This is a genomic window from Rhizobium sp. ZPR4 (assembly GCF_040215725.1).
In the GTDB taxonomy this organism is placed as follows: Bacteria; Pseudomonadota; Alphaproteobacteria; order Rhizobiales; family Rhizobiaceae; genus Rhizobium; species Rhizobium rhizogenes_D.
Window position 1 is genome coordinate 318,006 of the sequence record NZ_CP157967.1, and the last position, 23,599, is coordinate 341,604.

At 61.3% G+C, this 23,599-nt stretch carries 25 protein-coding genes; 18 read left to right on the top strand and 7 right to left on the bottom strand.

Going from position 1 to position 23,599, the window contains the following annotated elements; translation table 11 throughout:
• Positions 1-63 precede the first annotated feature (63 nt).
• The 5 genes from ABOK31_RS01535 to ABOK31_RS01555 all read left to right on the top strand — a co-directional run bounded on the left by ABOK31_RS01535 (position 64) and on the right by ABOK31_RS01555 (position 4,538).
• A complete protein-coding gene (locus tag ABOK31_RS01535) occupies positions 64-1,068 on the top strand; it encodes an ABC transporter permease subunit (RefSeq protein ID WP_174179337.1) in 1,005 nt (334 codons plus the stop codon).
• A 9-nt stretch (positions 1,069-1,077) separates the two neighbouring features.
• Positions 1,078-1,971 carry an ABC transporter permease subunit gene (locus ABOK31_RS01540; RefSeq protein ID WP_349957514.1) on the top strand — a complete coding sequence of 298 codons (894 nt, stop codon included), beginning with the start codon at positions 1,078-1,080 and terminating at the stop codon, positions 1,969-1,971.
• Positions 1,971-2,987, top strand: coding sequence for an ABC transporter ATP-binding protein (locus tag ABOK31_RS01545; protein WP_174179333.1), 1,017 nt, complete (start codon positions 1,971-1,973; stop codon positions 2,985-2,987). Before ABOK31_RS01540 ends, ABOK31_RS01545 begins: the two co-directional genes overlap by 1 nt.
• Positions 2,984-3,937, top strand: coding sequence for a peptide ABC transporter ATP-binding protein (locus ABOK31_RS01550; RefSeq protein ID WP_349957516.1), 954 nt, complete (start codon positions 2,984-2,986; stop codon positions 3,935-3,937). The genes ABOK31_RS01545 and ABOK31_RS01550 overlap by 4 nt, the downstream gene beginning before the upstream one ends.
• Before the next feature lie 73 nt (positions 3,938-4,010).
• Positions 4,011-4,538 (top strand): gluconokinase, encoded by a 528-nt coding sequence (locus tag ABOK31_RS01555; protein ID WP_349957517.1) that lies wholly within the window; start codon positions 4,011-4,013, stop codon positions 4,536-4,538.
• Positions 4,539-4,547: 9 nt separating this feature from the next.
• On the opposite strand, the gene ABOK31_RS01560 is transcribed toward ABOK31_RS01555, so the two are convergent.
• From ABOK31_RS01560 to ABOK31_RS01570, 3 genes are all read right to left on the bottom strand, one after another.
• A complete protein-coding gene (locus ABOK31_RS01560; protein WP_174179328.1) occupies positions 4,548-5,795 on the bottom strand; it encodes an FAD-binding oxidoreductase in 1,248 nt (415 codons plus the stop codon).
• A gap of 118 nt (positions 5,796-5,913) precedes the next feature.
• The gene (locus ABOK31_RS01565; RefSeq protein WP_174179326.1) at positions 5,914-6,411 is read right to left on the bottom strand and encodes an isoprenylcysteine carboxylmethyltransferase family protein; all 498 of its coding nucleotides are present in this window, start codon (positions 6,409-6,411) and stop codon (positions 5,914-5,916) included.
• On the bottom strand, positions 6,411-7,463 hold the full coding sequence (locus tag ABOK31_RS01570) for a type III polyketide synthase (protein WP_349957518.1): 1,053 nt from the start codon (positions 7,461-7,463) through the stop codon (positions 6,411-6,413). Before ABOK31_RS01570 ends, ABOK31_RS01565 begins: the two co-directional genes overlap by 1 nt.
• A gap of 198 nt (positions 7,464-7,661) precedes the next feature.
• On the opposite strand from ABOK31_RS01570, the gene ABOK31_RS01575 reads away from it, so the two are divergent.
• The 5 genes from ABOK31_RS01575 (at position 7,662) to ABOK31_RS01595 (ending at position 12,167) form a co-directional block, all read left to right on the top strand.
• A complete protein-coding gene (locus ABOK31_RS01575) occupies positions 7,662-8,204 on the top strand; it encodes a hypothetical protein (protein ID WP_349957519.1) in 543 nt (180 codons plus the stop codon).
• Positions 8,205-8,266: 62 nt separating this feature from the next.
• On the top strand, positions 8,267-8,911 hold the full coding sequence (locus ABOK31_RS01580; protein ID WP_349957520.1) for an RNA polymerase sigma factor: 645 nt from the start codon (positions 8,267-8,269) through the stop codon (positions 8,909-8,911).
• On the top strand, positions 8,904-9,707 hold the full coding sequence (locus tag ABOK31_RS01585; RefSeq protein WP_349957522.1) for an anti-sigma factor: 804 nt from the start codon (positions 8,904-8,906) through the stop codon (positions 9,705-9,707). The genes ABOK31_RS01580 and ABOK31_RS01585 overlap by 8 nt, the downstream gene beginning before the upstream one ends.
• Before the next feature lie 145 nt (positions 9,708-9,852).
• Entirely contained in the window at positions 9,853-11,433 is a 1,581-nt protein-coding gene (locus ABOK31_RS01590) for a Ppx/GppA phosphatase family protein (protein WP_349957523.1), read from the top strand.
• The gene (locus tag ABOK31_RS01595) at positions 11,430-12,167 is read left to right on the top strand and encodes an RlmE family RNA methyltransferase (RefSeq protein ID WP_349957524.1); all 738 of its coding nucleotides are present in this window, start codon (positions 11,430-11,432) and stop codon (positions 12,165-12,167) included. Before ABOK31_RS01590 ends, ABOK31_RS01595 begins: the two co-directional genes overlap by 4 nt.
• 80 nt (positions 12,168-12,247) lie before the next feature.
• Here the strand turns inward: ABOK31_RS01595 and ABOK31_RS01600 are convergent, their stop codons facing one another.
• Entirely contained in the window at positions 12,248-13,678 is a 1,431-nt protein-coding gene (locus ABOK31_RS01600; protein WP_174179312.1) for an MFS transporter, read from the bottom strand.
• 446 nt (positions 13,679-14,124) lie between these two features.
• Here ABOK31_RS01600 and ABOK31_RS01605 point away from each other — a divergent pair, with 446 nt between their 5' ends.
• Positions 14,125-14,997, top strand: coding sequence for an MBL fold metallo-hydrolase (locus ABOK31_RS01605; RefSeq protein WP_174179310.1), 873 nt, complete (start codon positions 14,125-14,127; stop codon positions 14,995-14,997).
• Between the two features lie 53 nt (positions 14,998-15,050).
• Here ABOK31_RS01605 and plsY read toward each other — a convergent pair whose 3' ends face one another.
• Together plsY and ABOK31_RS01615 are read right to left on the bottom strand one after the other, a co-directional pair.
• A complete protein-coding gene (gene plsY, locus ABOK31_RS01610) occupies positions 15,051-15,716 on the bottom strand; it encodes a glycerol-3-phosphate 1-O-acyltransferase PlsY (RefSeq protein ID WP_349957526.1) in 666 nt (221 codons plus the stop codon).
• 66 nt (positions 15,717-15,782) lie between these two features.
• On the bottom strand, positions 15,783-16,175 hold the full coding sequence (locus tag ABOK31_RS01615; protein WP_350019266.1) for an NIPSNAP family protein: 393 nt from the start codon (positions 16,173-16,175) through the stop codon (positions 15,783-15,785).
• 446 nt (positions 16,176-16,621) lie between these two features.
• On the opposite strand from ABOK31_RS01615, the gene guaB reads away from it, so the two are divergent.
• The 5 genes from guaB to ABOK31_RS01640 all read left to right on the top strand — a co-directional run bounded on the left by guaB (position 16,622) and on the right by ABOK31_RS01640 (position 21,191).
• Positions 16,622-18,106 carry an IMP dehydrogenase gene (guaB, locus tag ABOK31_RS01620; RefSeq protein WP_174179306.1) on the top strand — a complete coding sequence of 495 codons (1,485 nt, stop codon included), beginning with the start codon at positions 16,622-16,624 and terminating at the stop codon, positions 18,104-18,106.
• A 125-nt stretch (positions 18,107-18,231) separates the two neighbouring features.
• Entirely contained in the window at positions 18,232-18,804 is a 573-nt protein-coding gene (locus ABOK31_RS01625; protein WP_349957530.1) for a hypothetical protein, read from the top strand.
• Between the two features lie 97 nt (positions 18,805-18,901).
• Positions 18,902-19,324, top strand: coding sequence for an MAPEG family protein (locus ABOK31_RS01630; RefSeq protein WP_349957531.1), 423 nt, complete (start codon positions 18,902-18,904; stop codon positions 19,322-19,324).
• A gap of 146 nt (positions 19,325-19,470) precedes the next feature.
• Positions 19,471-20,352 carry a dienelactone hydrolase family protein gene (locus ABOK31_RS01635; RefSeq protein WP_349957533.1) on the top strand — a complete coding sequence of 294 codons (882 nt, stop codon included), beginning with the start codon at positions 19,471-19,473 and terminating at the stop codon, positions 20,350-20,352.
• Between the two features lie 209 nt (positions 20,353-20,561).
• A complete protein-coding gene (locus ABOK31_RS01640; RefSeq protein WP_349957535.1) occupies positions 20,562-21,191 on the top strand; it encodes a TetR/AcrR family transcriptional regulator in 630 nt (209 codons plus the stop codon).
• Positions 21,192-21,228: 37 nt separating this feature from the next.
• On the opposite strand, the gene ABOK31_RS01645 is transcribed toward ABOK31_RS01640, so the two are convergent.
• The gene (locus ABOK31_RS01645; protein ID WP_069612360.1) at positions 21,229-22,182 is read right to left on the bottom strand and encodes a LysR substrate-binding domain-containing protein; all 954 of its coding nucleotides are present in this window, start codon (positions 22,180-22,182) and stop codon (positions 21,229-21,231) included.
• Between the two features lie 200 nt (positions 22,183-22,382).
• Between ABOK31_RS01645 and ABOK31_RS01650 the strand changes: the two genes are divergently transcribed.
• Together ABOK31_RS01650 and ABOK31_RS01655 are read left to right on the top strand one after the other, a co-directional pair.
• Positions 22,383-22,682 carry a DUF1127 domain-containing protein gene (locus ABOK31_RS01650; protein WP_174179296.1) on the top strand — a complete coding sequence of 100 codons (300 nt, stop codon included), beginning with the start codon at positions 22,383-22,385 and terminating at the stop codon, positions 22,680-22,682.
• A 190-nt stretch (positions 22,683-22,872) separates the two neighbouring features.
• Positions 22,873-23,454, top strand: coding sequence for a dienelactone hydrolase family protein (locus tag ABOK31_RS01655; RefSeq protein ID WP_174179294.1), 582 nt, complete (start codon positions 22,873-22,875; stop codon positions 23,452-23,454).
• The last annotated feature ends 145 nt before the right edge of the window (positions 23,455-23,599 follow it).

Below are 23,599 nucleotides of genomic sequence, written 5' to 3' on the forward strand. Positions count from 1 at the left end.
AGGATCGGGCGACCCGGCGGTCAGACACCCTGTCTGACCGCCGGAAAAATTTGGACAACTGTCATGTTGCGATTTTTTTTCAGCCGCCTTGCGGTGCTGATCCCGACATTCCTCGGCGTATCGATCGTCGCCTTCTCGCTCATTCGCCTGCTTCCCGGCGATCCCGTCATGTTGATGTCGGGCGAGCGCGTCATGTCGCCGGAACGCCACGCGCAGATCTCGCACGATCTCGGATACGACCAGCCGATGGTGGTCCAGTACGGCAAATATCTCTGGAACGTCGTGCACGGCGATTTCGGCGCCTCGATCACGACAAAACGTGACGTATTGACCGACTTCTTCACCTTCTTTCCGGCAACGCTCGAGCTGTCGCTCTGCGCTATGATCTTGGCTGCCTGTCTTGGCATCCCGGCCGGCGTTTTCGCCGCCGTCAAGCGAGGTACATGGTTCGACCAGAGTGTCATGGGCGTGGCCCTCGTCGGCTTTTCAATGCCGATCTTCTGGTGGGGCCTGCTGTTGATCATCTTCTTCAGCGGCTATCTGCACTGGACGCCGGTTTCCGGCCGCATCGGCCTCGTCTATTTCTTCAAGCCCATTACCGGCTTCATGCTGATCGACAGCCTGCTCTCCGGTCAGAAGGGTGCCTTCTGGTCCGCGCTCAATTCGCTGATCCTGCCGACCATTGTGCTCGGCACCATCCCGCTTGCCGTCATCGCCCGTCAGACACGCTCCGCCATGCTCGAAGTGCTCGGCGAGGATTATGTCCGAACTGCCCGCTCCAAGGGTCTGTCGCCGGTGCGCGTCGTTTCCGTGCATGCGCTGCGCAACGCCATGATCCCCGTCATCACCACGATCGGCCTGCAGACCGGTGTGCTGCTTGGCGGCGCCATCCTGACGGAAAGCATTTTCTCCTGGCCGGGTATCGGCAAATGGATGATCGATGCGGTTACCAAGCGCGATTATCCGGTGGTGCAGGGCGGTCTGCTGCTGATCGCCGGCATCGTCATGTCGGTCAATCTCGCCGTCGACCTGCTCTACGGCTTTATCAATCCACGCATTCGTCACTAGGAGCGGTCCATGAGCACGGTAAGCGTCAAAACCGACCGTCCTTCCGCTCTGGCGGAGTTCTGGTATTATTTTTCCCGCAACAAGGGCGCCGTCATCGGACTTGCGATCTTCGTCTTCGTTCTGCTGCTGGCGATCTTCGCCAGCGTCGTCGCGCCTCATAATCCTGACGCTGCTTACGGCAGTGACATGCAGCGCTTGCCGCCGTTCTGGGCGGAGGGCGGCAACAGCAGCTTCCTGCTCGGCACGGATGCCATTGGCCGCGATTTGCTGTCGCGCCTCATCTACGGCACACGGTATTCGCTGTTCATCGGTCTCGTGGTCGCTTCGGTCTCGGCGGCCGTCGGCGTTCTGATCGGCCTTGTCGCCGGCTATGTTCGTGGTTACGCGGACACGATCATCATGCGCGTCATGGACATTATCCTCGCCGTTCCCTCGCTGCTGCTCGCCCTGGTGCTGGTGGCGATCCTCGGGGCCGGTTTGACGAATGCGATGATCGCCATCGCCATCACCTATCAGCCGCATTTCGTTCGCCTGACCCGCGCCTCCGTCATGGCCGAGCGCGACAAGGAATATGTCATCGCCTCGCGCGTCGCCGGCGCCGGTTCGCTGCGGCTGATGTTCAAGACGATCCTGCCCAACTGTCTTGGGCCGCTGATCGTGCAGGCGACGCTGGCCTTCTCATCCGCAATTCTCGATGCCGCCGCTCTCGGCTTCCTCGGCCAGGGCGCCCAGCCGCCGACGGCTGAATGGGGAACGATGCTCGCGGACTCGCGTGAATTCTTCCTGAGCAACCCTTGGCTCGTCACTTTCCCCGGTCTCTGTATCCTGATTACGGTTCTCGCCATCAATCTGATGGGCGATGGCCTGCGCGATGCCTTCGACCCGAAGCTGAAGAGGTCGTAATGGCACTCCTCGATATCTCTAATCTATCCGTCGAATTCCAGACCTCGTCCGGCCTGTTCCGAGCCGTCGATGGTGTCTCGCTGACATGCGACAAGGGCGAAATCCTGTCGATCGTCGGCGAGTCCGGCTCCGGCAAATCGGTCTCGATGCTCGCCATGATGGGCCTTCTGCCCTGGACGGCGAAGATCACCGCCGATCGTATGTTGTTCGATGGCAAGGACCTGCGCGGCCTCTCTTCGCGTCAGCGCCGCAAGATCATCGGCAAGGACATGGCGATGATCTTCCAGGAGCCGATGTCGAGCCTCAACCCGTGCTTCACGGTCGGCTTCCAGCTCGGCGAAACGCTGCGCATCCACATGGGGCTTGACCGCAAGGCGCGCCGTGAACGCTCGATCGAGCTTCTAAAGCTCGTCGGCATTCCCGCACCGGAAGATCGCCTGTCGAACTTCCCGCACCAGATGTCCGGTGGCATGAGCCAGCGCGTCATGATCGCCATGGCGCTCGCCTGCAATCCGAAGCTTTTGATCGCCGACGAGCCCACGACCGCGCTCGACGTGACGATCCAGGCGCAGATCCTCGATCTGCTCGTGCGCCTGCAGCAGGAGCAGGGGATGGCGCTCGTGCTCATCACCCACGACATGGGCGTCGTCGCCGAAACGGCGGAGCGCGTGCAGGTGCAATATGCCGGCCAGAAGGTCGAGGAGCAGCCGGTCAGGGAACTGTTCCGTGATCCGCATCACCCCTATACGGCGGCACTTCTCTCGGCCCTGCCGGAGCGTGCCATTGTTGGCGAGCGTCTGCCGTCGATTGCCGGCGTCGTTCCCGGTCAGCACGATCGGCCGACGGGCTGTCTCTTTGCGCCGCGCTGTTCCTTCGCAACGCCGGAATGCGACAAGGGCGTCAAGCGTCAGGGTAGCGAACTCGGCCTGACCCTTTGCAACTATCCGCTGGAACATGGCAAGCCGCTCGGTCACCCCGGCATTGCCGCCGCGCAACAAGCAGGAGGTGCCGCATGACCGGCGCTGTTCTCGAAGGGCGCGATCTCGCCCGCTTCTACACCGTCAAGCGCGGCAGCTTCAAACCGGAAGCGACCGTCAAAGCGCTGAACGGCGTCAGCTTCAGCCTGCAGTCCGGCCGCACGCTAGCGGTCGTCGGCGAATCCGGCTGCGGCAAGTCGACGCTCGCCCGCCTGGTGACGATGATCGAAAACCCGACGGCTGGCGAACTGTTGATCGACGGCAAGCCCGCCAAGCTCGGCGACCGCAGCCTGCGCAGCGCCGTACAGATCGTGTTCCAGAACCCCTATGGCTCGCTCAACCCGCGCCAGAAGGTCGGCTCCATCCTGGAAGAGCCGCTGAAGATCAACACGGATGACGATGCCGCCACCCGCCGCCGCAAGGCGGAGGAGATGATGGCGCGTGTCGGCCTGCGCCCCGAGCATTACGATCGCTATCCGCACATGTTCTCCGGCGGTCAGCGCCAGCGTATCGCTATCGCGCGTGCCCTGATGCTCAGGCCGAAGGTGCTGGTGCTTGACGAGCCGGTGTCCGCGCTCGACCTGTCGATCCAGGCCCAGGTGCTGAACCTCTTGATGGACCTGCAGAAGGAGATGGGGCTTGCCTATCTCTTCATCTCGCACGGCCTCTCCGTCGTCCGTCATATCGCCGACGACGTGATGGTGATGTATCTCGGTCGTCCGGTCGAAACAGGCACGGCCGAAGAGGTCTTCAGCCGGCCGCGTCACCCCTATACGGCAGCCCTTCTGTCGGCGACCCCGATCGCCGACCCTGAGCGCGAGAAGAACCGTATCCGCCTGCAGGGTGAGCTGCCTTCGCCGCTCAACCCGCCGAAGGGATGTCACTTCAATCCGCGCTGCTGGCGTGCCCAGGACAAGTGTCGCCAGGTCGAACCGGAACTGGCGGGCGAGGAAACGCATAAATTTTCCTGTTTCTTTCCGCTGGATTGATCCAAGTTGCGAATCGGGCATGGCTGAAGAGCGGTCATGCCCGATTTGAAATCAATCATTCCGGACAGGCCCCATGCGCGATAACCAAGACACTCCCCTTGCCATCATCGTCATGGGTGTGAGCGGCAGCGGCAAATCCTCGATCGGTGAGGGCGTGGCGGCTAAACTGGGCGTTCATTTCATCGAAGGCGATGCGCTGCATCCGGCCGCCAATGTCGAGAAGATGAGCAAGGGCATTCCGCTGACGGATGAGGATCGCTGGCCCTGGCTGGAAAAGATCGGCGAGGTGATCACCACGAGCCTTGCCAAGGGCGAAGGGGTTGCCGTTTCCTGCTCGGCCCTGAAGCGCGTCTATCGCGAACGCCTGCGGGCATCCGCCGGCGGCCATCTCTATTTCGTCTATCTCCACGGCTCGAAAGAGCTGCTGACCAAGCGCATGGGCGAGCGCAAGGGGCATTTCATGCCGGCCTCGCTGCTCGAAAGTCAGTTGCAGACGCTGGAAGTGCCGACGGGCGAGCCGGGTGTCGTTACCGTCGACATCGACGCCACGATCGAGGAGATCGTCGACGCCTCCGTCAAAAGCCTCAAGGCAATCCTCTAAATCAAATATTCAGGGCGCAAACCGGCCCGGCGCATAAGCCGAAATATCGATGAACGGCGTCTCGCCGGTGATGAGCTCGGCGAGTACCCGGCCGGTCACCGGCCCGAGCGTGAGGCCGTGATGAGCGTGTCCGAAGGCGAACCACAACCCGTTATGGCGCGGAGCCTTGCCGATGATCGGCATCATATCGGGCGTGCAGGGGCGCGCACCCATCCAGGGCTCCGGGTCGAGCCGTTCGCCGAGCGGGAAGGCGGCACGCGCGACAGCCTCGGCACGGTCGAGCTGCACCGGTGTTTTCGGCGCATCGCGTAGGGCGAATTCGGCGCCGGTCGTCAGGCGAATGCCACGGCTCATCGGTGCCAGCAGGTAGCCGCGCTCGGCATCCAGCGTCCAGTTGTTGAGGACGGCATTGCCTTCGGCCGCATAATGCATGTGATAGCCGCGCTTGACGCCGAGCGGAAAAGCATAGCCGAAACGCTTCGTGACGAGGTCGGCCCAGGGGCCGAGTGCCACGACGACATCCTCCGCCTCGATCGAGCCTTCAGCCGTCACCATTCTCCAGGCGGAGCCGGCCATGCCGAGAGAGACCGCATCCCCCGTCGTCACGCGGCCGCCGATGCTTTCGAAATATCGCCGATAGGCCGCCGTCAGCCCGTGCGGGTCCAGCACCGACCAGGGGTCGCGCCAGCGCAAGGCACCGGAAAAGCTGCCCCTGAGATGCGGCTCCATGGCCGCGATCTCCATACTGCTCAGCGCATCGTAACCGATCCCGAATTCGCGGTTGAGCCGCTCTGCTTCGGCAAACTCCGCGTCGCGCTTCTCGTTCGAACGGAACAGCTCGACCCAGCCGTTCTTGCGAATGAGTTCCTCGGCATGGGAGGCCTCGATGAGATCGTTATGTTCGCTGACGGAATGTTCGATCAGCGGCGCATAGGCGCGCGAGATCATCTCGTGGCGCTTGGTATTGGAATTCCACCAATAGCGGGCGAGGAAGGCGAGCTGCGCCGGCAGGGCGCGCAGATGGTAATGGGCGTCGATGCGGTTGTTGAAGGCATAGCGCAGCAGCAGGCCGAATTGCTGCGGGAAACCATAAGGCACCACGCCCTCGCGCTGGATGAGGCCGGCATTGCCGAAGGATGTTCCCTGGCCGGGTGGCTGCCGGTCGACGAGGACGACTTGCCGTCCCCGCCGCTGCAGATGGATTGCCGTCGAAACACCGACGATGCCTGCGCCGAGAACGATTGCGTCCTTTGTCATCTTATCCTGCTATCCGCATGCTCATTGCCTTATCGCCCGGTTCTTCCGCATAGCCCGGACCGCGCTCTAAGCATCGAAAATGCCTGCCAAATTTCGAGCGTGCAATTGAAAAATGTGCTTAGGACGCACTCTGCCTCAGGTAGGCGCTTTCGGCACGGATGCGGATCGCAAGAATGATGCCGTTGAGAAGAGAAAAGATCGCGGCGTAAAGCGGCAGGCCGAAGGCGAGCGGCAAGACAGCGATCTCGCCGACGACAACGGCATAGTTGGGATGACTGAGGAAGCGATAGGGGCCTTTGGTCACAAGAGCGGCACCCGGCAGGATGATGATGCGCGTCGTCCAGCGTTCCCCAAGCGTTGCCAGCACCCAGAGGCGCAATGCCTGCAGCACCATGAACAGCAGGAACCAGACGGGATCGACCGGCCGGCCGATAGCGAAGAGCCACAATCCGATCAGCCATGCCGCGTGCATCGCCACCATCAGGGGATAGTGTTCCCTCGCATATTCCCGGGCGCCGCGGGCAAGCAGCGAAGCGGTATTGTGCCTGGAATAAATGAGCTCCGCCAGCCGCTGCAGCGTCACGAAGGTGAGAAGCGCGATCGAAGGCCACAGCATCAGGCGACCCTCCTCAGAGTGATGCAGCTTGCCGAAAATCCCGGCCCCATGGCGAGCAGGGCGGAGCGTTCGGGCAAGCCGGCCGCAATGGCGCGCTCCAGCACGAACAGCACGGTGGGAGAGGACATGTTGCCATAGTCGCCGATCACCTCGCGCTCGATATCGAGCGTGCCTTCCTCAAGGTCAAGTGCGGTCTCAAGTGCGGTTAGAACCTTGGCGCCACCGGGATGACAGATGAAGCGGTCGATATCCGAGATCAACAGCCGGGATCGCTCGAGAATGCCCGCGACGGCGCTCCTCAGATGGGTCTCGGCAAAGACCGGCAGCGATTGTTCGAGGATGATACCAAAACCGGTATCGTCGATCTTCCAGCCCATGATGCCAAGGCTGTCGGGGAAAAGATGCTCGCCCGTCGATTCGATCTCCGCAATACCACTCTCGCCGGTTTTGAGCACGCAGGCCGCCGCACCATCGCCGAACAGGGCCGTCGCGATGATATTGGGTCGGGTCAATTCGTCCAGGCGGAAGGCGAGCGAGCAGAGTTCGATCGCGACGAAGAGCACGATGGCACCCGGCCGGCTTCTTGCCATCTTCGTCGCAACGGCGAGACCGGACACGCCGGCAGCGCAGCCAAGCCCGAAAATCGGCACGCGCTCGATATCAGAGCGGAAGCCCATCTCGCCGGCGAGCCGTGCCTCGAGGCTCGGCGTCGCAAGCCCGGTGGATGAGGCCGTGACGATGCAATCGATCTGGCCGGCTTCGAGACCGGCGCGTTGCAGCGCCGCCGTTGCGGAACGGCGAAAAAGCTCGGAGGCCACCTCGGTATAGGCAGCCATGCGATCCTGCCAGCCATGCGGCTCTTCGAACCAGGAAAGCGGCCGCGCCACATGGCGCTCGCGAATGCCGGTGCTTTCAAACACGCGCGCCAGATATTTGAAGTCCTGAAAGCGGTCCGAGAACAGGCGGCCCGCCGTCTCGGCGGCGTCGGTCTGGAGGATGATGTTATCGGGCGTCGCAACGGCAAGGCTTAGAAGTTTGACGGTATCGGTCACGAGTTTCTCCTGCGCCCTTGAGGGGCATGTCGGCTGAAACACGCGATAGAGGCGGTCTATTCGATACCGGAGCAGTCACGAAAGAGTGACGGCACCCCGGCATGGGACGCACCGAAAAAATTCTGCGCACCGTCCGAATAAAAGGTGCCGGCGGTGTGTTCTCCCCTCGCAACGTTCATTTTGCCAAGGAGATATCCCATGACGACCAAAGCATTTCGCCTGGCTTCCATCGCTCTCGGCGCAAGCCTGACCCTCGGCGCTTTCGCCGTTCCCGTCTTCGCTGCCGGCGACGATTCGAGCACGACGCCGACCTGCAAGAAGGGTGAGATCTACGATCAGAAGGCGAAGAAGTGCGTGAAGCAGCAGAGCGCCAACGTCACAGACGAAAACCGCGCCGACTATGCCTATTCGCTCGCCAAGAAGGATCATCGTTATGAGGAGGCTCTGGCCGTTCTCGACACGATGAAGAACCCGAATACGGCGGAAGCGCTGAATTATCGCGGCTATGTCACCCGCAAGCTCGGCCGTACGGATGAAGGCATCTCCTATTACCAGAAGTCCGTCGCCATGGACCCGAAGTACACGCTGGTCCGCGAATATCTCGGCGAAGCCTATGTCATCAAGGGCCAGATGGATCTCGCCAAGGATCAGCTGAACACGATCAAGACGCTCTGCGGCAATACGAGCTGCGAGGAATACCGCGATCTTCACGCCGCGATCATCAACCCGTCCAGCCTGTAACCGCAGGTCGGGGGCAGTGATGAAGGCGATAAGCAGGGAGCTTTGCGAGGGATATGGGAGTGATGCCGGTCGCTCGTGGTGCTATTTCTGCTTATAGTCTGACAGCAACGGAGTCGCCGAAAAGGTCGGCGGCTCCCGGACGTGCGAATGCCGCGGAGGATGCCATAGCGAGCGAAGAGGATATCAGGGCAGGCCTGTCCCAGCACCTGACGCGGCTGTGGCGCTATGGCGTGGTGCTGTCGCGCCAGCGTGACGTGGCGGACGATCTTGTGCAGGCGACCTGCGTCAGAGCTTTGGAGCGGGCGACGCAGTTTACTGCCGGCACGAGGCTCGACCGCTGGCTGTTTGCCATCCTCCATTCGATATGGCTGAACGAAGTCCGTTCGCGCCGGGTACGCATGGGGCAGGGCTTTGTCGATGCCGACGAGACCTTGGTTTTTGATGGCGCGCAGGAAACCGAAACGCATGTTCTCGCCGGACAGGTATTGCAGCGCGTGCAGGCCTTGCCGGAGGCGCAGCGCACCGCGGTATTTCTGGCCTATGTCGAAGGGCTTTCCTATCGCGAGGTGGCCGAAGTTCTGGATGTGCCGATCGGAACTGTCATGAGCCGGCTGGCGGCGGCACGGGCGAAACTCGCTGATGGCCTGGGGGTGGCGGCTGAGGGAAAATCACCCGGAGGTGGGCGACTGGGGAATGGAAATGACTGAATTGAACAAAGGACAGATGGTTACGGACGAGCAGCTCACCGCCTTCATCGATGGCGAGCTGAATGCCGTCGACCGCGACAGGATCGAGGGGCTGATCGCCAGCGATGAGCGCGTGGCGGAGCGTTTTGATGTCCTGTCTCGCAGCACGCTGCCCTTTGCGGAGGCATTCCAGCCGATGCTGGCCGAGGCGCCGGCCGCGAAGCTGGACGCCATGCTTGCCGCCATTCCCTCGTCCAGGGAGAGCAAGGTCCGCGCTGCTGGCATCGGTCGCCGTGGTTTCCTCGCCGCGATGGCCGCAAGCTTCGTTGCCGCCATCGCCATTGACCGCGCTGTGATCGGCATCGGCCATCGGCTTTCGAAGCCGGATGAGGATAGCGAATGGCGTGCCGCGGTTGCCGAATACCTCTCGCTCTATACGGCGGATACGTTGAGCGCGCCGGCCGGCGACCATGCGCAGCAGGTGGCGCAGTTGAACGGCGTCGGCGCCAGGCTGGGGCTGCCGCTGAAGCCGGAAGAGGTCGCCATGCCTGGCGTCGAGTTCAAGCGCGCCTTGATCCTGAACTATGATAGCAGGCCGCTTGCTCAGATCACCTATCTCGACCCGGAAAGCGGCCCCATGGCGCTTTGCATCGTCCAATCCACCAAGGGTGCCGCCGCGCCGGACATGGAAAATCGCCGGGGTATGAATGTCGTTTATTGGTCGAGCGCCACCCATGCCTTCATGCTGATCGGCCATGCGCCGATCGACCGGATGCAGCAACTTGCGGCTGATGTCAGGGCGCATGTGATCGCTTGAGGGCTGTTTCGGGCGCGGCTAAAATGGCGTGATTCAAAAAGAATTTGGCGAAAACCCATCCTGCTGGTATTCTTTGCCCAACGAAAATCGAACGAGCGCCAGCAGCATGCCCCCAAGGCCTTGCGCGGTGCGGTGGAAAAGATACGTGAGTGACCCCGACAGCGGCTCAGCGCCGCAGGCAGACGGGGCGTCGTCAGCAGAGCGCAGGAAGGGTAAATCCTCCCGGCGCGCGAAGCGTAAGCGCGGTCACGGCCGCCCGAACGCTCATTCTGCGGAGGCCAGCCAGGCGGGCAAGTCCAGCCAGGCGGCGCAACGCCCAGTAGAGGATGAAACCGGCTCACCGGCTAAGAAGCGTAAGCGCCGGCGTCGTGCGCGTGGCGCAGCCCAGGGTGGCGCGCAGCCTGCTTCCCCAACACAGCAGCTTTCGTCACCGGCTGAGCACCGCGCTTCGCCGGATCACGGTCATCCGTCTTCGCACAAGAGCGGCAAGAGCCGGCGCAAGCACCGCAGCAAGCGCGGCCTGCAGGGCCGGCCGCTGGCGCATGAGAAAACGGCGCAGATCGTCGCGCCCGCTAATGCGCCTGCGAACGCGCATGCACCGACCCATGACGATCACCGTCAGAACCGGCAATCGCAACCGCGACGCGAGGGCCAGGGGCAGCATCATCATCATGCCGAGGCCGATTCCCGTCCGCTCGACCTTTATGCCGCCCTCGACCTCGGCACCAACAATTGCCGCCTGCTGATCGCGCAGCCGACGCGTCCGGGTCAATTCCGGGTCGTCGATGCCTTTTCGCGCATCGTGCGCCTCGGCGAAGGACTTGGAGCCAGTGGTCGCCTGTCGAGCGACGCGATGGACCGTGCCGTGGAGGCGCTGCGCATCTGCGCGGCCAAGCTGAAGACGCGCGAAATCCGCCGCATGCGGCTGATCGCGACCGAGGCCTGCCGCGCCGCTGACAACGGCGAAGCGTTTCTTTCGCGGGTGACCGAAGAGACGGGGCTGCAGCTTGAGATCATCGATCGCGAAACCGAGGCGCGGCTTGCCGTTTCCGGCTGCTCGTCGCTCGTGGGACCGGAGGCGCGCTCGGTCGTGCTCTTCGATATTGGCGGCGGCTCCTCAGAAATTGCCGTTATCCGCATCGGCGACAATCGATCGAGCCGGCTTGCCAATCATATCACCCACTGGACATCGCTGCCCGTCGGCGTTGTGACGCTCTCGGAACGGCATGGTGGTCGCGATGTGACGCCGGAGCTGTTCGAGACGATGGTCTGCGAAGTCCAGCGCATGCTCGAGCGTTTCGATTGCCCGCCGGTCCATGGTGCGGCGCGCGAAAGCGGCGATTTCCATCTGATCGGCACTTCCGGCACGGTGACGACACTTGCCGGCGTCCATCTCGACCTGCCGCGCTATGATCGACGCAGGGTCGACGGCGTCTGGCTGTCGGATGACGAAGTGAGCGCGATGCAGGCCAAACTGTTGTCCTGGGATTTTGCCGGCCGTGCCGCCAATCCCTGCATCGGGCCGGATCGCGCCGATCTCGTGCTGGCGGGCTGTGCCATTCTCGAGGCGATCCGCCGCCGCTGGCCGAGCCCGCGCATGCGCGTTGCCGATCGCGGCCTGCGTGAGGGATTGCTGACTGACATGATGGCAGACGATGGCGTGTGGCGGCGGGGCCGCTCGCGCAGAGGTCATCGACCGAGGGATATGAAGGGGCCGCAGACGTGACCAAGCCAACCATCGCCGGCAACCGCACGGGCCGCAAGCTCGGCCAGCGCGTCAAGAAAAAGAAGCTGAAGGCCTCGTCGCGGCAATGGCTGCAGCGGCACATCAACGATCCCTATGTGCAGCGCGCCCAGCTCGAGGGCTATCGCGCACGCGCCGCCTTCAAGCTGCTGGAGATCGACGAGAAGCATCACATCCTGAAGGGTGCGCGCCGCATCATCGACCTGGGTGCGGCACCTGGCAGCTGGTCGCAGATCGCCGCCAAGGTGACCGACTCGACCGAAGACGATATCCGCGTCGCAGCCATCGATTTTCTCGAAATGGCCCCGATTCCCGGCGTCAGCATCCTACAGCTCGATTTCCTTGATCCGGAAGCGCCGCAGCGGCTGATCGATGCCGTCGGCGGCACGCCGGATCTCGTTGTATCCGATATGGCGGCACCGACGACGGGCCATCACCGCACAGACCACCTGCGCACGATGCACCTCTGCGAAGTCGCCGCGCATTTCGCCGTGGAGGTTCTGGCCGAAGGCGGGCACTTCCTTGCCAAGACCTTCCAGGGCGGCACGGAACGCGATCTGCTGACCTTCCTGAAGCAGAATTTCCGCCAGGTCATCCATGTGAAGCCCGGCGCATCCAGAGCCGAGTCGGTGGAAATGTTCCTGCTGGCAAAAGGCTTCAAGGGCCGGAAGCCGGAAGGCGAGACGGAAGAAGAGCAAGTCGCCGCCGAGCGCTGAACCCGGCGGGCCTTAATCAATAAATCGATGAAACCTTCGTTATGCCTCGGCTTGGTCGAAGCGTAACGAGGGTCGTGTCATCACTTTGCGGCTGGCTGCTGCACCTGCGGCTGCAGTGCAGCGACGCGCTTCAGGCCGGCCTTGTGGCCGGAGACCATAGCGCCGGCGCTGCGATCCATCCGGATGAAGGGGATGGTCGCAACGACGGTCAGGATCGAGATGCAGAAGAAGGCGATGTGGAAATCGCGCACCTGCAACTCCGTACCGCTGAAGAAGGTCGAGGCTTCCAGGATCATGGCGGCGACGGCAACGCCGAGCGCCAGGCTGATCTGCTGCATGACCGAGCTCATCGACGTCGCCTGGCTCGCCTGCTTGTCGCTGATGTCGGCGAAGGCGAGCGCATTGATGCCGGTGAAGAAGAACGAGCGCGAGAAGCCACCGATCAGCAATATGGCGACGATGACGATATGCGGCGTCCAGGGCTGGAAAAAGCCGGTGGAGATCGTGGTCATGGTCGTAACAGCAGCGGCCGAAAGCAGTGCCGTCTTGAAGCCGACAGCGGTAAAGACGCGCCGGGCGATGAACTTCGTCGAGATCGCGCCGATCGCGCCGGCAAAGGTAATGAGGCCGGATTGGAACGGATTGAGGCCGAAGCCGAGCTGCAGCATCAACGGCGTCAGGAAGGGCATGGCGCCGATGCAGATGCGGAACAGCGTGCCGCCGGTCACCGAGGCGCGGAAGGTGGCATTTCTCAACAGCGACAGATCGAGGATCGGGGCCGGGTGACGGCGCGCATGGCCGACATACAGGAAGCCGCAGACAAAACCGATGACGACGGCCGAGATGCCGATGTAGGGCGGCAGCGCCGGCAGGCTGATGACGGACATGCCGAAGACGACGCCCGATGCCGCGAATGACGTCAGCAGGAAGCCGATGAAATCGAGCTTGGGCGGCATGGTTGCTTCAACGTCGGGCAGGAAGATCGACGACAGGATGACGCCGAGAATGCCGACGGGAACATTGATCAGGAAGATCCAGTGCCAGGAGGCATAGGTGGTGATGAAGCCGCCGAGCGGCGGGCCGGCAAGCGGGCCGACGAGCGCGGGGATGGAAAGCAGGGCCATGGCCGAAACCAGATCGCTCTTCTGCGTGGTGCGCACCAGCACGAGACGTCCAACCGGCGTCATCATCGAACCGCCGACGCCCTGCAGGAAGCGGGCAAAGACGAATTCCAGGAGGCCGCCGGAGGCCGCGCACATGATGGAGCCGATGACGAAGACGCAGATGGCGACGCGGAAGATGTTCTTCGCTCCGAAGCGATCGGCCATCCAGCCGCTGATCGGGATGAACACCGCCAGAGATACCATGTAGGAAGTCAGCGCCAGCTTGAGCGTGATCGGGCCGACATGGAGATCATTGGCGATGGCCGGCAGCGCTGTCGCGATGACGGTGGAATCCATCTGTTCCATGAAGAGAGCAACGGCGAGGATCAATGGAACGATGCGATTCATAGGCATCTGCCTTGATAGGTCTGTCTTCGGGAAGGCTGCCGCCTACTGCATAATTCCTTAAATCGGAATCGATTTAAGGAATTATGCGGCAGACTGAAAGTGCTACAGCAACCTTTATGCGTCACATGTGACGCGCAGCGCTGTAGGGCGATCAGCCGCTCTGTAGTCCTATGCGAGGCAGCTGCCAATCCCGGATTTTGCTCCATCAAGGCTTGGGGATCACGTCTTCGTGATATCCACTGCCACAAGGGGTGGAATGCAGGATTTGACATATGCTAAGAGCATGGAAATGCTAAACGCATAAAACATCGTCCGGTCTATTAGCGGATTTGGATTGTCTTGTCATGACCAAAATTCCGGTCGTAGGCGATGATCTTCCGGGCCGTTGCCGCCGGCGATGCCGATAGGCGCAGCTTACGCTGCGCATCAACACAAGGAGTGAGTTCATGACTGCCGTCCTGCCCCCGGATACGCACCAGTTCAAATTGGGATCCTGCACCATCACCGTCGTCAAGGACGGCGCCAACATCATGGACAATCCGTGGGAGACCTTCGGCTCGAACCAGACGCCGGACACCGTTCGCAAATTGCTGGAGCAAAATTTCCTGCCGACGGAAAAGTTCGTCAACAGCTATGCGCCGGCCATCATCGATACCGGCTCCGACGTGATCGTCGTCGATACGGGCTTTGGTGCGGCCGGCCGTGCGCGGGGTCTCGGCCGTTTTCGCGAGGGGCTGAAGGCTGCCGGCTATACGCCGGAGCAAGTCACCATCGTCGCTCTGACGCATCTGCATGGCGATCACATCGGCGGAATGATGGAGGAGGGCGCTCCCGCCTTTCCAAACGCCCGTTATGTCGCCGGCGAGATCGAGTATGCTTTCTGGACCGACAAGGCGCGTGAGGGCACGCCGACGGAAGGCGGCCACAAGGCCGTGCTCGCCAATGTCGTGCCCTTCGCCGAGAAGATGACCTTCCTCAAGGATGGCGACCAGATCGTCGGCGGCATGACCGCAATGCTGGCGCCAGGTCACAGCCCCGGTCATCTCGTTTTTCACCTGGAATCCGACGGCAGGCAGCTCGTCATGACCGGCGACACCGCCAACCATTATGTCCTGTCGCTCGGTCGTCCCGATTGGGAAGTCCGCTTTGATGCGGACAAGGCGCAGGCCGCCAAGACCCGTCGTCGCATCTTCGACATGATCGCTGCCGACCGCATCCCTTTCCTTGGGTTCCACATGCCTTTCCCCGCCGTCGGCTTCGTCGAAAAGCAGCCGGAAGGCTTCCGCTATATCCCGAAAACCTATCAGCTCGACGTTTGAGATAAGCTAACCATGGCAATGCGGATCGCACATGCTGGAAGTGCGATCCCGTTTCAGCTCTGGACGATGGCACTTTGCCCGAGGCGAGGTTCTGTCCCCGCCAGCAGCCGCTGAATATTCGCACGATGGCGTATGATCACGTAAAGGCTGCCGGCAATCACCAGCAATCGATAGGGCAACGGCTGCTCCAGGCCGCAGATGAGGACAATCGCAGTCACGGCTGCCAGGATTGATCCCAGAGAAACAATTCGAAAAATAGCCAGGGCAACGCCAAAAACCGTTACGGCGCCTAGTCCCACCGGCCAAGATATCGCCAGCAACAGGCCAAGTCCGGTCGCAACGGACTTGCCGCCTCTAAAATTCAACCAAATCGGGCGGCTATGCCCCAGCAACGCGGCAAGTCCGGCCAAACAAGCAGCCCAGGGAACCAAATTTTGCGGATTCTGCAGATCAAGCGCGGTCGGCAGTGTTTGTAGCCAGGCATAGAACCAACGGGCGAAAACAATTGCCGCGGCACCTTTCAGCACATCGATCAGGAGCACCATCAATGCTGGCCATTTCCCAAGGGTCCGCAATACGTTCGTAGCGCCGGTGGATTTGGAGCCAAGCTCCCGAATATCAACGCCCTTCAGCAGTCTCCCCGCCAGGTAGCCCGTGGGTATGGAGCCGAAGAGATAGGCAATCGCCAATCCAGCGACACTTGCTATCCAGAAACCCATGAGTGTCGCCTCTGTCTAAGTCTTTGCCCACCATCGATCGCGAGTAGAGGCGGTCCTATGCTGATGTCAGTTTGCTCGTAGCACCGGCCGCAGGAAAGTGCGCTCGTAGCTGATGAATGGCGGATTTTTGCCGAAGCGCTCGTTTGCGGCAATTCCGTCCGGATCGGCTGCAACACGCTTGCGGTATTGCAAGTAGCTTGTCTCATCTGGAAATGTGAATAGTGCGACCGCCACGTCGCCGGGTCCCTCCTCACCCATGCCCGGAAAGCTCACTCCGGCCTCTGCCGGCTTGTCTCTGGGTATGAAATAGCCGTGATGTGTTCCGCCATGACGTTCGATGAGCTGAATCCAAATCCGACTGTAAGCTTCGAATTCCGAAATTCTGTGGCGATCGATGCGGTAGCGAACTTCGCACGTAACCGGGCTTTTGAGCATTGAAAGGTCATTTCTGTAGGTCACAAGCAGGCACTAGAATTCCTGCGTCCAATCGACCGTGACACCTTATGCCATGGCGCACCTTTCTGGAATAGACCGCTCGCAATTGCTGCCCCTGCCGGAAGCGGCCGACGAATACGGGGGACCAGACAATCCAGTCCGCTTCATCAAGGCATTTGTCGATGGCCTAGATCTCAATATCGCCGGCTTCGTGCGGGTGGGGCGAAGGACATCGGAAGGCCGGACTTTCACATGTGTTTGACAACATCCCGCATAAAAGTCTCTGAACATTGCAGCCGAATCCCGCATTGAAGCCCACGGTCGGCATATCTGCCCGTCGCTTTTTGCTATTCCCTTCCTGTCATGAACGTGTTACCAGCCCTCGCCAACTTCCAAGCAACACTTGCAAGATCGCCCGGTAGACGATTCGTTCCGGGCTTTCCTGTTTTTCACAGACGAAGGAATTGGCCATGGCACGCATCATTGAAACGTCAACCGGGTTGGATGCTCTGACATTCGACGACGTGCTCCTGCAGCCGGGACACTCCGAGGTCATGCCGGGCCAGACGAATATCGCCACCCGCATCGCCCAGGACATCGAGCTCAATCTCCCGATCCTCTCCGCCGCCATGGATACGGTTACGGAAAGCCGCCTTGCGATCGCCATGGCGCAGGCCGGCGGCATGGGCGTTATCCACCGCAATCTGACGCCGGTGCAGCAGGCCGAAGAAGTCCGCCAGGTCAAGAAGTTCGAAAGCGGCATGGTTGTCAATCCGGTCACCATCGGCCCGGACGCCACGCTTGCCGAAGCGCTCTCGCTGATGAAGGCGCATGGCATTTCCGGCATCCCGGTCGTCGAAAAGTCGCATCGCCTCGTCGGCATCCTTACCAATCGCGACGTCCGCTTCGCGTCCGACCCCTCCCAGAAAATCTATGAGCTGATGACCCGCGAAAATCTGGTCACGGTCACGGAAAGCGTCCAGCAGCAGGAAGCCAAGCGCCTGCTCCACAAGCATCGCATCGAAAAGCTCCTGGTTGTTGATGGCGACAGCCGTCTGGTCGGTTTGATCACCGTCAAGGATATCGAGAAGTCGCAGCTCAACCCGAACGCTTCCAAGGATGCGCAGGGCCGCCTGCGCGCCGCCGCCGCTATCAGCGTCGGCGATGACGGCTTCGAGCGCGCCGAGCGTCTGATCGATGCCGGCGTTGATCTTCTGGTCGTCGATACCGCCCACGGTCACTCGCAGCGCGTTCTCGACGCCGTCACCCGCGTCAAGAAACTGTCCAACTCGGTCCGCATCATGGCCGGCAATGTCGCGACCTATGACGGCACGAGAGCGCTGATCGATGCTGGCGCTGACGCCGTCAAGGTCGGTATCGGCCCTGGTTCCATCTGCACGACCCGTATCGTCGCCGGTGTCGGCGTGCCGCAGCTTGCCGCCATCATGTCGGCGGTGCAGGCAGCGCAGGATCAGAACATCCCGATCATTGCCGATGGCGGCATCAAGTTCTCCGGCGACCTGGCAAAGGCGATCGCCGCCGGCGCATCCGCCGCGATGATCGGCTCGCTGCTTGCCGGCACGGACGAAAGCCCGGGCGAAGTCTATCTGTATCAGGGCCGCTCCTTCAAGGCCTATCGCGGCATGGGCTCGGTCGGCGCCATGGCACGCGGCTCGGCCGATCGCTACTTCCAGGCCGAAGTCCGTGATACGCTGAAGCTCGTTCCGGAAGGCATCGAGGGTCAGGTCCCTTACAAGGGTCCGGTTGCGGGTGTCCTGCATCAGCTAGCAGGCGGCCTCAAGGCTGCGATGGGCTATGTCGGCGGCGCCGATCTCAAGGATTTCCAGGAGCGCGCGACTTTCGTGCGCATCTCCGGCGCGGGCCTGCGCGAAAGCCACGCCCATGACGTCACCATCACCCGCGAAAGCCCGAACTATCCGGGCGCAGGCGGCTGATCGATGACTGATCGCGCGTCGGGCAACGTCAGGTCCTTGCTGCATAATTCCTTAAATCGGCATCGATTGAAGGATAAAATTATGCAGCAAATTAAAAGTGCTACAGCGACCTTGGCGCGTCACATATGACGCGCGGCGCTGTAGAGGGCCTGACGGCGATCCTCGCGGCTCTTTCGCTCGCATTGTTTGCCTGGATTGAGGCTGGTTTCGTCCGGGCATTCAGCGATGCCGCGGCTGGCCAGTCGATGCTCGATGTGCACATCGGCGGCTATGAGAGCGAAGACGTCATCGCCATGCTGCGCTATCTCAAGGATCATCCCGATCCGGCCAGGATCCTGCATTCCATGTATCTCGGGCCGGAACTGATCTTCCCGCTGGTGTTGGGTGGGTTGCTGTTTTGCCTGATGCGGCTGGTCGGTCCCGGCGGCTTTTTCTTCGGGCGGCCGATCCCGCCCGGCGCGACCGCAGTCATTTTCTGTCTGCCGATCTTCTATACGCTTGTCGACTATGCCGAGAATATCGCCGGGCTGATGCTCTACCCGCCGGCAACGCCCTCAGATGCCACTGTGTCGCTGCTTGCGAGCCTGCTGCCCATCATCGTGCGGCTGAAATTCCTGACGCTGGTAGTAACGGTTATTCTGCTGGCCCGCTTCGCGATTTTTCGCTACCTCTCGCCGGACGGCTCCAAACCGTCCTGATCGTCAACAGCGCCGCGCGTCATACGTAACGCGCAAAGGTCGCTGTAGCATTTTTGATCTACTGTATAGCTTTCGGAATTCCAAAGGAGTTGGCGACGTGACAGGCTATGAAATGTTCTGGCCCATGGTGGCGCATGCGGTGCTGGTCTTCATCCTCTATGCGCTCCTCGGATGGCGTCGCCGCGTGCTGGTGAAGGCCGGCCGCATTCAGCCGGCGCAGTTTCGCGAGAACCATGCGGCCAACGAGCCTGCCGAAAGCCTGGTGGTGCGAAACAGCATCGCCAATCAGTTCGAAATCCCCTTGCTCTTTCATGTCTGCTGCATCCTGCTCTACACCACTCAGGCGGATAATCTGCCGGCGGTGATCCTCGCCTGGATCTTCGTTGCCACGCGCTATGCACACGCCTTCGTACATGTCACCAGCAATAATCTGCGCTACCGCAGCCCGCTCTTTGCTCTCGGCTTTGTAGCTCTGGTCTGCATGTGGGGCTGGCTCGGCATCTGGCTCGCCTTTTCCTGAGGACGCGTGCGCTATTGCCGGTGGCAACCTGCGGTAACGCGTTTGTGTTTTTCCTTTACCGTTACGCCGAAGCCTGCTGACCTATCTTGTCAGCGGGTGGCTGGTCGTTTGTTGCCTGCTGCCGGGGAAACAGGGAGAACAGGACCATGAGCACGGAAAAGCCCGTTGTCACGCAGGCGATGATCAACGCCTATGACGAATACACGCATCTGACGCTCGATCGTCGCGGTTTCATGGAAAAGCTGACGAAGCTCGCGGGCTCGGCGGGGGCCGCCGCCGCAATCGCGCCGCTGCTTGCTGCGAACAAGGCCAGCGCCGAGGTCATTGCCGCCGATGACGGCAGGCTGGAGGCGAAGGATGTGACGTTTGCCGGCAGCAAGGGTGAGATGAAGGGCTATTTCGTCCGGCCGAAAGACGCGACCGGCAAGCTCGGCGGCGTTATCATCATTCACGAAAACCGCGGCCTCAACCCGCATATCCGAGATATCGCCCGCCGCGTGGCGCTGGAAGGCTTCGTGGCGCTGGCGCCGGATTTCCTGTCGCCGCTTGGCGGCACGCCAGCGGACGAGGACAAGGCGCGCGACATGTTCAGCAATCTCGATCCGGCGCTGACGGCCGCCAATGCCGAGGCGAGCCTGACCTATCTTGCGAAGGCCGACGGCGCCAACGGCAAGGTTGGAGCGGTCGGCTTTTGCTGGGGTGGCGGCCTCGTCAATCGTTTCGCGACCATCTCGCCGGAACTGAAGGCGGGTGTCGCCTATTACGGCGCGCAACCGCCGGCAAGCGACGTGCCTGGCATCAAGGCGGCCCTGCTGCTGCACTATGCCGGTCTGGACGACCGCATCAATGCCGGCATCGATGCCTATCGCAAGGAGCTGCAGGCGGGCGGCAAGACCTTCGAGATCTTCGTCTATGACGGCGTCAACCATGCCTTCAACAACGACACATCGGCTGCCCGATACGACAAGAAGGCGGCTGATCTCGCCTGGGGCAGAACGGTTGAATTTCTGAAGAAATACGTGTCCTAGAACGATACAAATTGCCGACGCGGGCGTGTCGGCCATAGGTTGACTACGAGGCCGAAACCATGTTTCGGCCTCGTTTCCCGGAGCGCATCCACAGCTCCTAAGTGATGATTAAAATTGAACTTTCCCCGTTTACGCGCATTGAACGCGTCTGATGTCATAGCGTCTGCGCGCTTGAGCGCCGTTCAGTATGATAATGAAACGGGTAAAGAATGAAGCCGAATAAGCCTGACCGCGTCACGTTCCGCAAAAGACCCCAGCAGGAACGAAGTATCCAGCGCGTCGACGCCATCCTGTCGGTTGCGGCCGCGCTGATTGCCCAGAAGGGCGTCAGCGCCATGAAGATGACGGAACTGGCTGCGGTTGCGACTATCCCGATCGGTTCCGTTTACCAGTATTTCCCGGACAAGGCGGCGATCGTCAGGGCCCTGCTCGACCGGCACTCCAGCCGTATCCAGCAAAAGGTCGGCGAGGCCTTTGCCACCGTGACGTCGCTCGATCACGCCATCGAGTTGGCCTGCGGCATGATCGATTGGTACTATCGCGAGTTTCGCAGCGATCCCGCCTATCTCGGCGTCTGGCTCGGCACGGATATCGATAGGGATATCCTTCAGCTCAACATACAGCACAGCAATCGAGTCGCCGAAATTTTCCTGGAGAGCATTCGGCCTTTCCTGCCGGCGGAAAGCCGCATCGACCTTGAGGCGCGCACCCAGCTGTTCAGCCATCTGATCGGCGCATCCGTCCGCTTTGCCATCATGAGCGACGACGAGATGGCAAAGCGCATGCTGCACGAATGGAAGCAGGTGATCCGCACCACACTGCTGGCGGAGCCTGCCTAGCAGCGGCCAGAGGTAACCGGCTGGTGGGTTTCTTGGCTCACCAGCCCGGCAGAATGTGCCCGGCGCGTAGCCGTGGATAGAAGCGCGTATAGGTTTTCACCTCGCCATCGAGATCGTCATCCACCGCGGCCGGCGTGATGTTGTCGAGGCAGGCCGAGATATGCGCGGTGATGGCGTTCATCAGCGACACCGAAAGGCCAGCCCGCTTCATGATGCCGATCTGCACGGGCGGCAGCGGCGGGAAGCCGTCTGCCTGGGTCAGCACTTTCATGCCGGTGCGTAATGCCGATTCCGGCATGACCGAGACTGCCATGCCGGCAAGCACGGCAGCGGCGACGACGGTGCAGGACCAGCTGGTGAACAGGATCTGATAGTCGCGGCCACCGGCATCGAGCGCCGAGCAGGCGAGCTGGCGCCACTGACAGTCGCGACGACCGACGGCAAGCGGAATGGGCGCATCGTCGCGCAGCGGATGGTTAGCCGAGCCGACCCAGCAAAGCGGCTCCGTCCGCACCACATCCGACATGCGTTCGCGCGGATTGTGGGTGACGAGCGCGATATCGAGTTCGCCGCGATGCATGCGTTCGGCCAGATCGACCGAGGGTTCGCAAACGATATAGAGCTCGACATTCGGATGCGTCTTGGCGAAACGGCCGATGATCTCGGGCATATAGCGGTCGGCATAATCATCCGGCGTGCCGATGCGCAGCGTGCCTTCGAGACGGTTGTCGTCGAAAGCGGCGATGGCCTCGTTATTCAGGCGAATGATCCGGCGGGCATAGTTCAGCAGCTTGTCGCCTTCGGCCGTCAGACGATTGCCGCGGCCATCCTTGATGAAGAGCTGCTTGCCGACGCGCTCTTCCAGCCGTCGCATCTGCATGGAGACGGCCGATTGCGTCTTGAACACCCGGTCGGCTGCCTTGGTGAAGCTGCCGGAATCCACGATTGCGATGAAGGTCTGCAACTGATCGATATCAAGCGGCGCGGACATGGGTTCACCTATAAAGGAGTTTGATAGTTATCATTAGAAACATTCGTTGGACTGATCAATAGGGCTTTGGCATCTTCTGAATGCAATTCAGCATACCAATCGAACAGAGACACCTGTCGAACTCCTCCCGGCCTACGCCCCTTTTCCGGATCATCGGAAAGGGGCTCGGCTCGCGTGTGCCCAATGAAAGGAATACGGAAATGCGCACGACAGATCGGACCCTTGACCTCGGCCTTGCAACGCCATCGCTGTCGTTGACGGCACGCATGATGCTTGCTCTCGCCAATCTCGCTTCCGTCTGGCGCGCACTCCGAAATCGCCAGGAGATCAACTATCTCAATGAGCTTGACGACAGCCAGCTGCGCGACATCGGCCTCACCCGGCAGGATGTGAGCTCCGCGCTGACCACCTCGACCTTCTTCGAGGATCCGTCCAGCCATCTGACCAATTCCGCGCGTCGCCGCACGCGCCTCTCCGCCTGCAGCAGCATCAGAGGCTGATGACGGACAATAGTTTCCCCGCAGGGTGATAGCCAATAAGCCCTGCCTCTTTCCCGGTGTTCGGCCCAAGGGCCAACACCGGGTTTTTTCTTTCTGGGCGCTGTTTCGGCGATGAAACATGCGCGGGCAAGTTGCCTCCAGCCGCCATGGCCTTATCTTATGATCTGACGCGAATAATGGGGATTCGACGATGGCAACGGTAATCTTCTTCCACTCAGTCTATGGTCTGCGCTCACTTGAGCATGAAGCGGTCGAGCGCGTGCAGGCGGCCGGACACAAGGCCTTCGCGCCGGATCTCTATGACGGACTGATCGCCCGGTCGATCGAGGAGGGCTTCGAATTCAAGGACGAAATCGGCTGGCCGACGATCTGCGAGCGCGCGGAATGGGCGCTGGCCGGTCTGCCCGCCTCGACCGTCCTTGCCGGTTTCTCGATGGGCGCCGCAGTGGCTGCAAGCCTTTGGCCCAAACGGGAAAAGACCGCCGGCATCCTGTTCCTGCATGGCATCGCCTCCATCGCCGATAATGCGCGCAAGGGCCTGCCCTTGCAGCTTCATCTGGCCGATCCCGATCAGTTTGAACCGGAGGAAGATGTTGCAAGCTGGCGGCAGGCCGTCACCAAGTCCGGCATTGCGGCAGAGATCTTCCGATATCCGGGCGGTGGCGGCCATCTCTATACCGATGCCAGCCTGCCCGATTATGATGCGAAGGCCGCCGATCTCACCTGGAAGCGGGTGCTCAGCTTCCTTGATGCTATCGATGCCGGTGCGTGAAATGCCTGCATCTCCACTCGCAGGACTTGAACTGAGGACGCTGCCCGTCTAGTTTATGGGGATCGTTGATACCAACAGGATGTGTGCAGCAATGGATTCCACCTCGACCGCAATGCCGTTCAGCCTTGCCATCGGGGGAATTCTT

Bases quoted from the DNA above. Each gene is read 5' to 3' on its own strand.
- ABOK31_RS01535 (WP_174179337.1), top strand. From the start codon at position 64: ATGTTGCGATTTTTTTTCAGCCGCCTTGCGGTGCTGATCCCGACATTC.
- ABOK31_RS01540 (WP_349957514.1), top strand. From the start codon at position 1,078: ATGAGCACGGTAAGCGTCAAAACCGACCGTCCTTCCGCTCTGGCGGAG.
- ABOK31_RS01545 (WP_174179333.1), top strand. From the start codon at position 1,971: ATGGCACTCCTCGATATCTCTAATCTATCCGTCGAATTCCAGACCTCG.
- ABOK31_RS01550 (WP_349957516.1), top strand. From the start codon at position 2,984: ATGACCGGCGCTGTTCTCGAAGGGCGCGATCTCGCCCGCTTCTACACC.
- ABOK31_RS01555 (WP_349957517.1), top strand. From the start codon at position 4,011: ATGCGCGATAACCAAGACACTCCCCTTGCCATCATCGTCATGGGTGTG.
- ABOK31_RS01560 (WP_174179328.1), bottom strand. From the start codon at position 5,795: ATGACAAAGGACGCAATCGTTCTCGGCGCAGGCATCGTCGGTGTTTCG.
- ABOK31_RS01565 (WP_174179326.1), bottom strand. From the start codon at position 6,411: ATGCTGTGGCCTTCGATCGCGCTTCTCACCTTCGTGACGCTGCAGCGG.
- ABOK31_RS01575 (WP_349957519.1), top strand. From the start codon at position 7,662: ATGACGACCAAAGCATTTCGCCTGGCTTCCATCGCTCTCGGCGCAAGC.
- ABOK31_RS01580 (WP_349957520.1), top strand. From the start codon at position 8,267: ATGCCGGTCGCTCGTGGTGCTATTTCTGCTTATAGTCTGACAGCAACG.
- ABOK31_RS01585 (WP_349957522.1), top strand. From the start codon at position 8,904: ATGACTGAATTGAACAAAGGACAGATGGTTACGGACGAGCAGCTCACC.
- ABOK31_RS01600 (WP_174179312.1), bottom strand. From the start codon at position 13,678: ATGAATCGCATCGTTCCATTGATCCTCGCCGTTGCTCTCTTCATGGAA.
- ABOK31_RS01605 (WP_174179310.1), top strand. From the start codon at position 14,125: ATGACTGCCGTCCTGCCCCCGGATACGCACCAGTTCAAATTGGGATCC.
- plsY (WP_349957526.1), bottom strand. From the start codon at position 15,716: ATGGGTTTCTGGATAGCAAGTGTCGCTGGATTGGCGATTGCCTATCTC.
- guaB (WP_174179306.1), top strand. From the start codon at position 16,622: ATGGCACGCATCATTGAAACGTCAACCGGGTTGGATGCTCTGACATTC.
- ABOK31_RS01625 (WP_349957530.1), top strand. From the start codon at position 18,232: ATGACGCGCGGCGCTGTAGAGGGCCTGACGGCGATCCTCGCGGCTCTT.
- ABOK31_RS01635 (WP_349957533.1), top strand. From the start codon at position 19,471: ATGAGCACGGAAAAGCCCGTTGTCACGCAGGCGATGATCAACGCCTAT.
- ABOK31_RS01640 (WP_349957535.1), top strand. From the start codon at position 20,562: ATGAAGCCGAATAAGCCTGACCGCGTCACGTTCCGCAAAAGACCCCAG.
- ABOK31_RS01645 (WP_069612360.1), bottom strand. From the start codon at position 22,182: ATGTCCGCGCCGCTTGATATCGATCAGTTGCAGACCTTCATCGCAATC.
- ABOK31_RS01650 (WP_174179296.1), top strand. From the start codon at position 22,383: ATGCGCACGACAGATCGGACCCTTGACCTCGGCCTTGCAACGCCATCG.
- ABOK31_RS01655 (WP_174179294.1), top strand. From the start codon at position 22,873: ATGGCAACGGTAATCTTCTTCCACTCAGTCTATGGTCTGCGCTCACTT.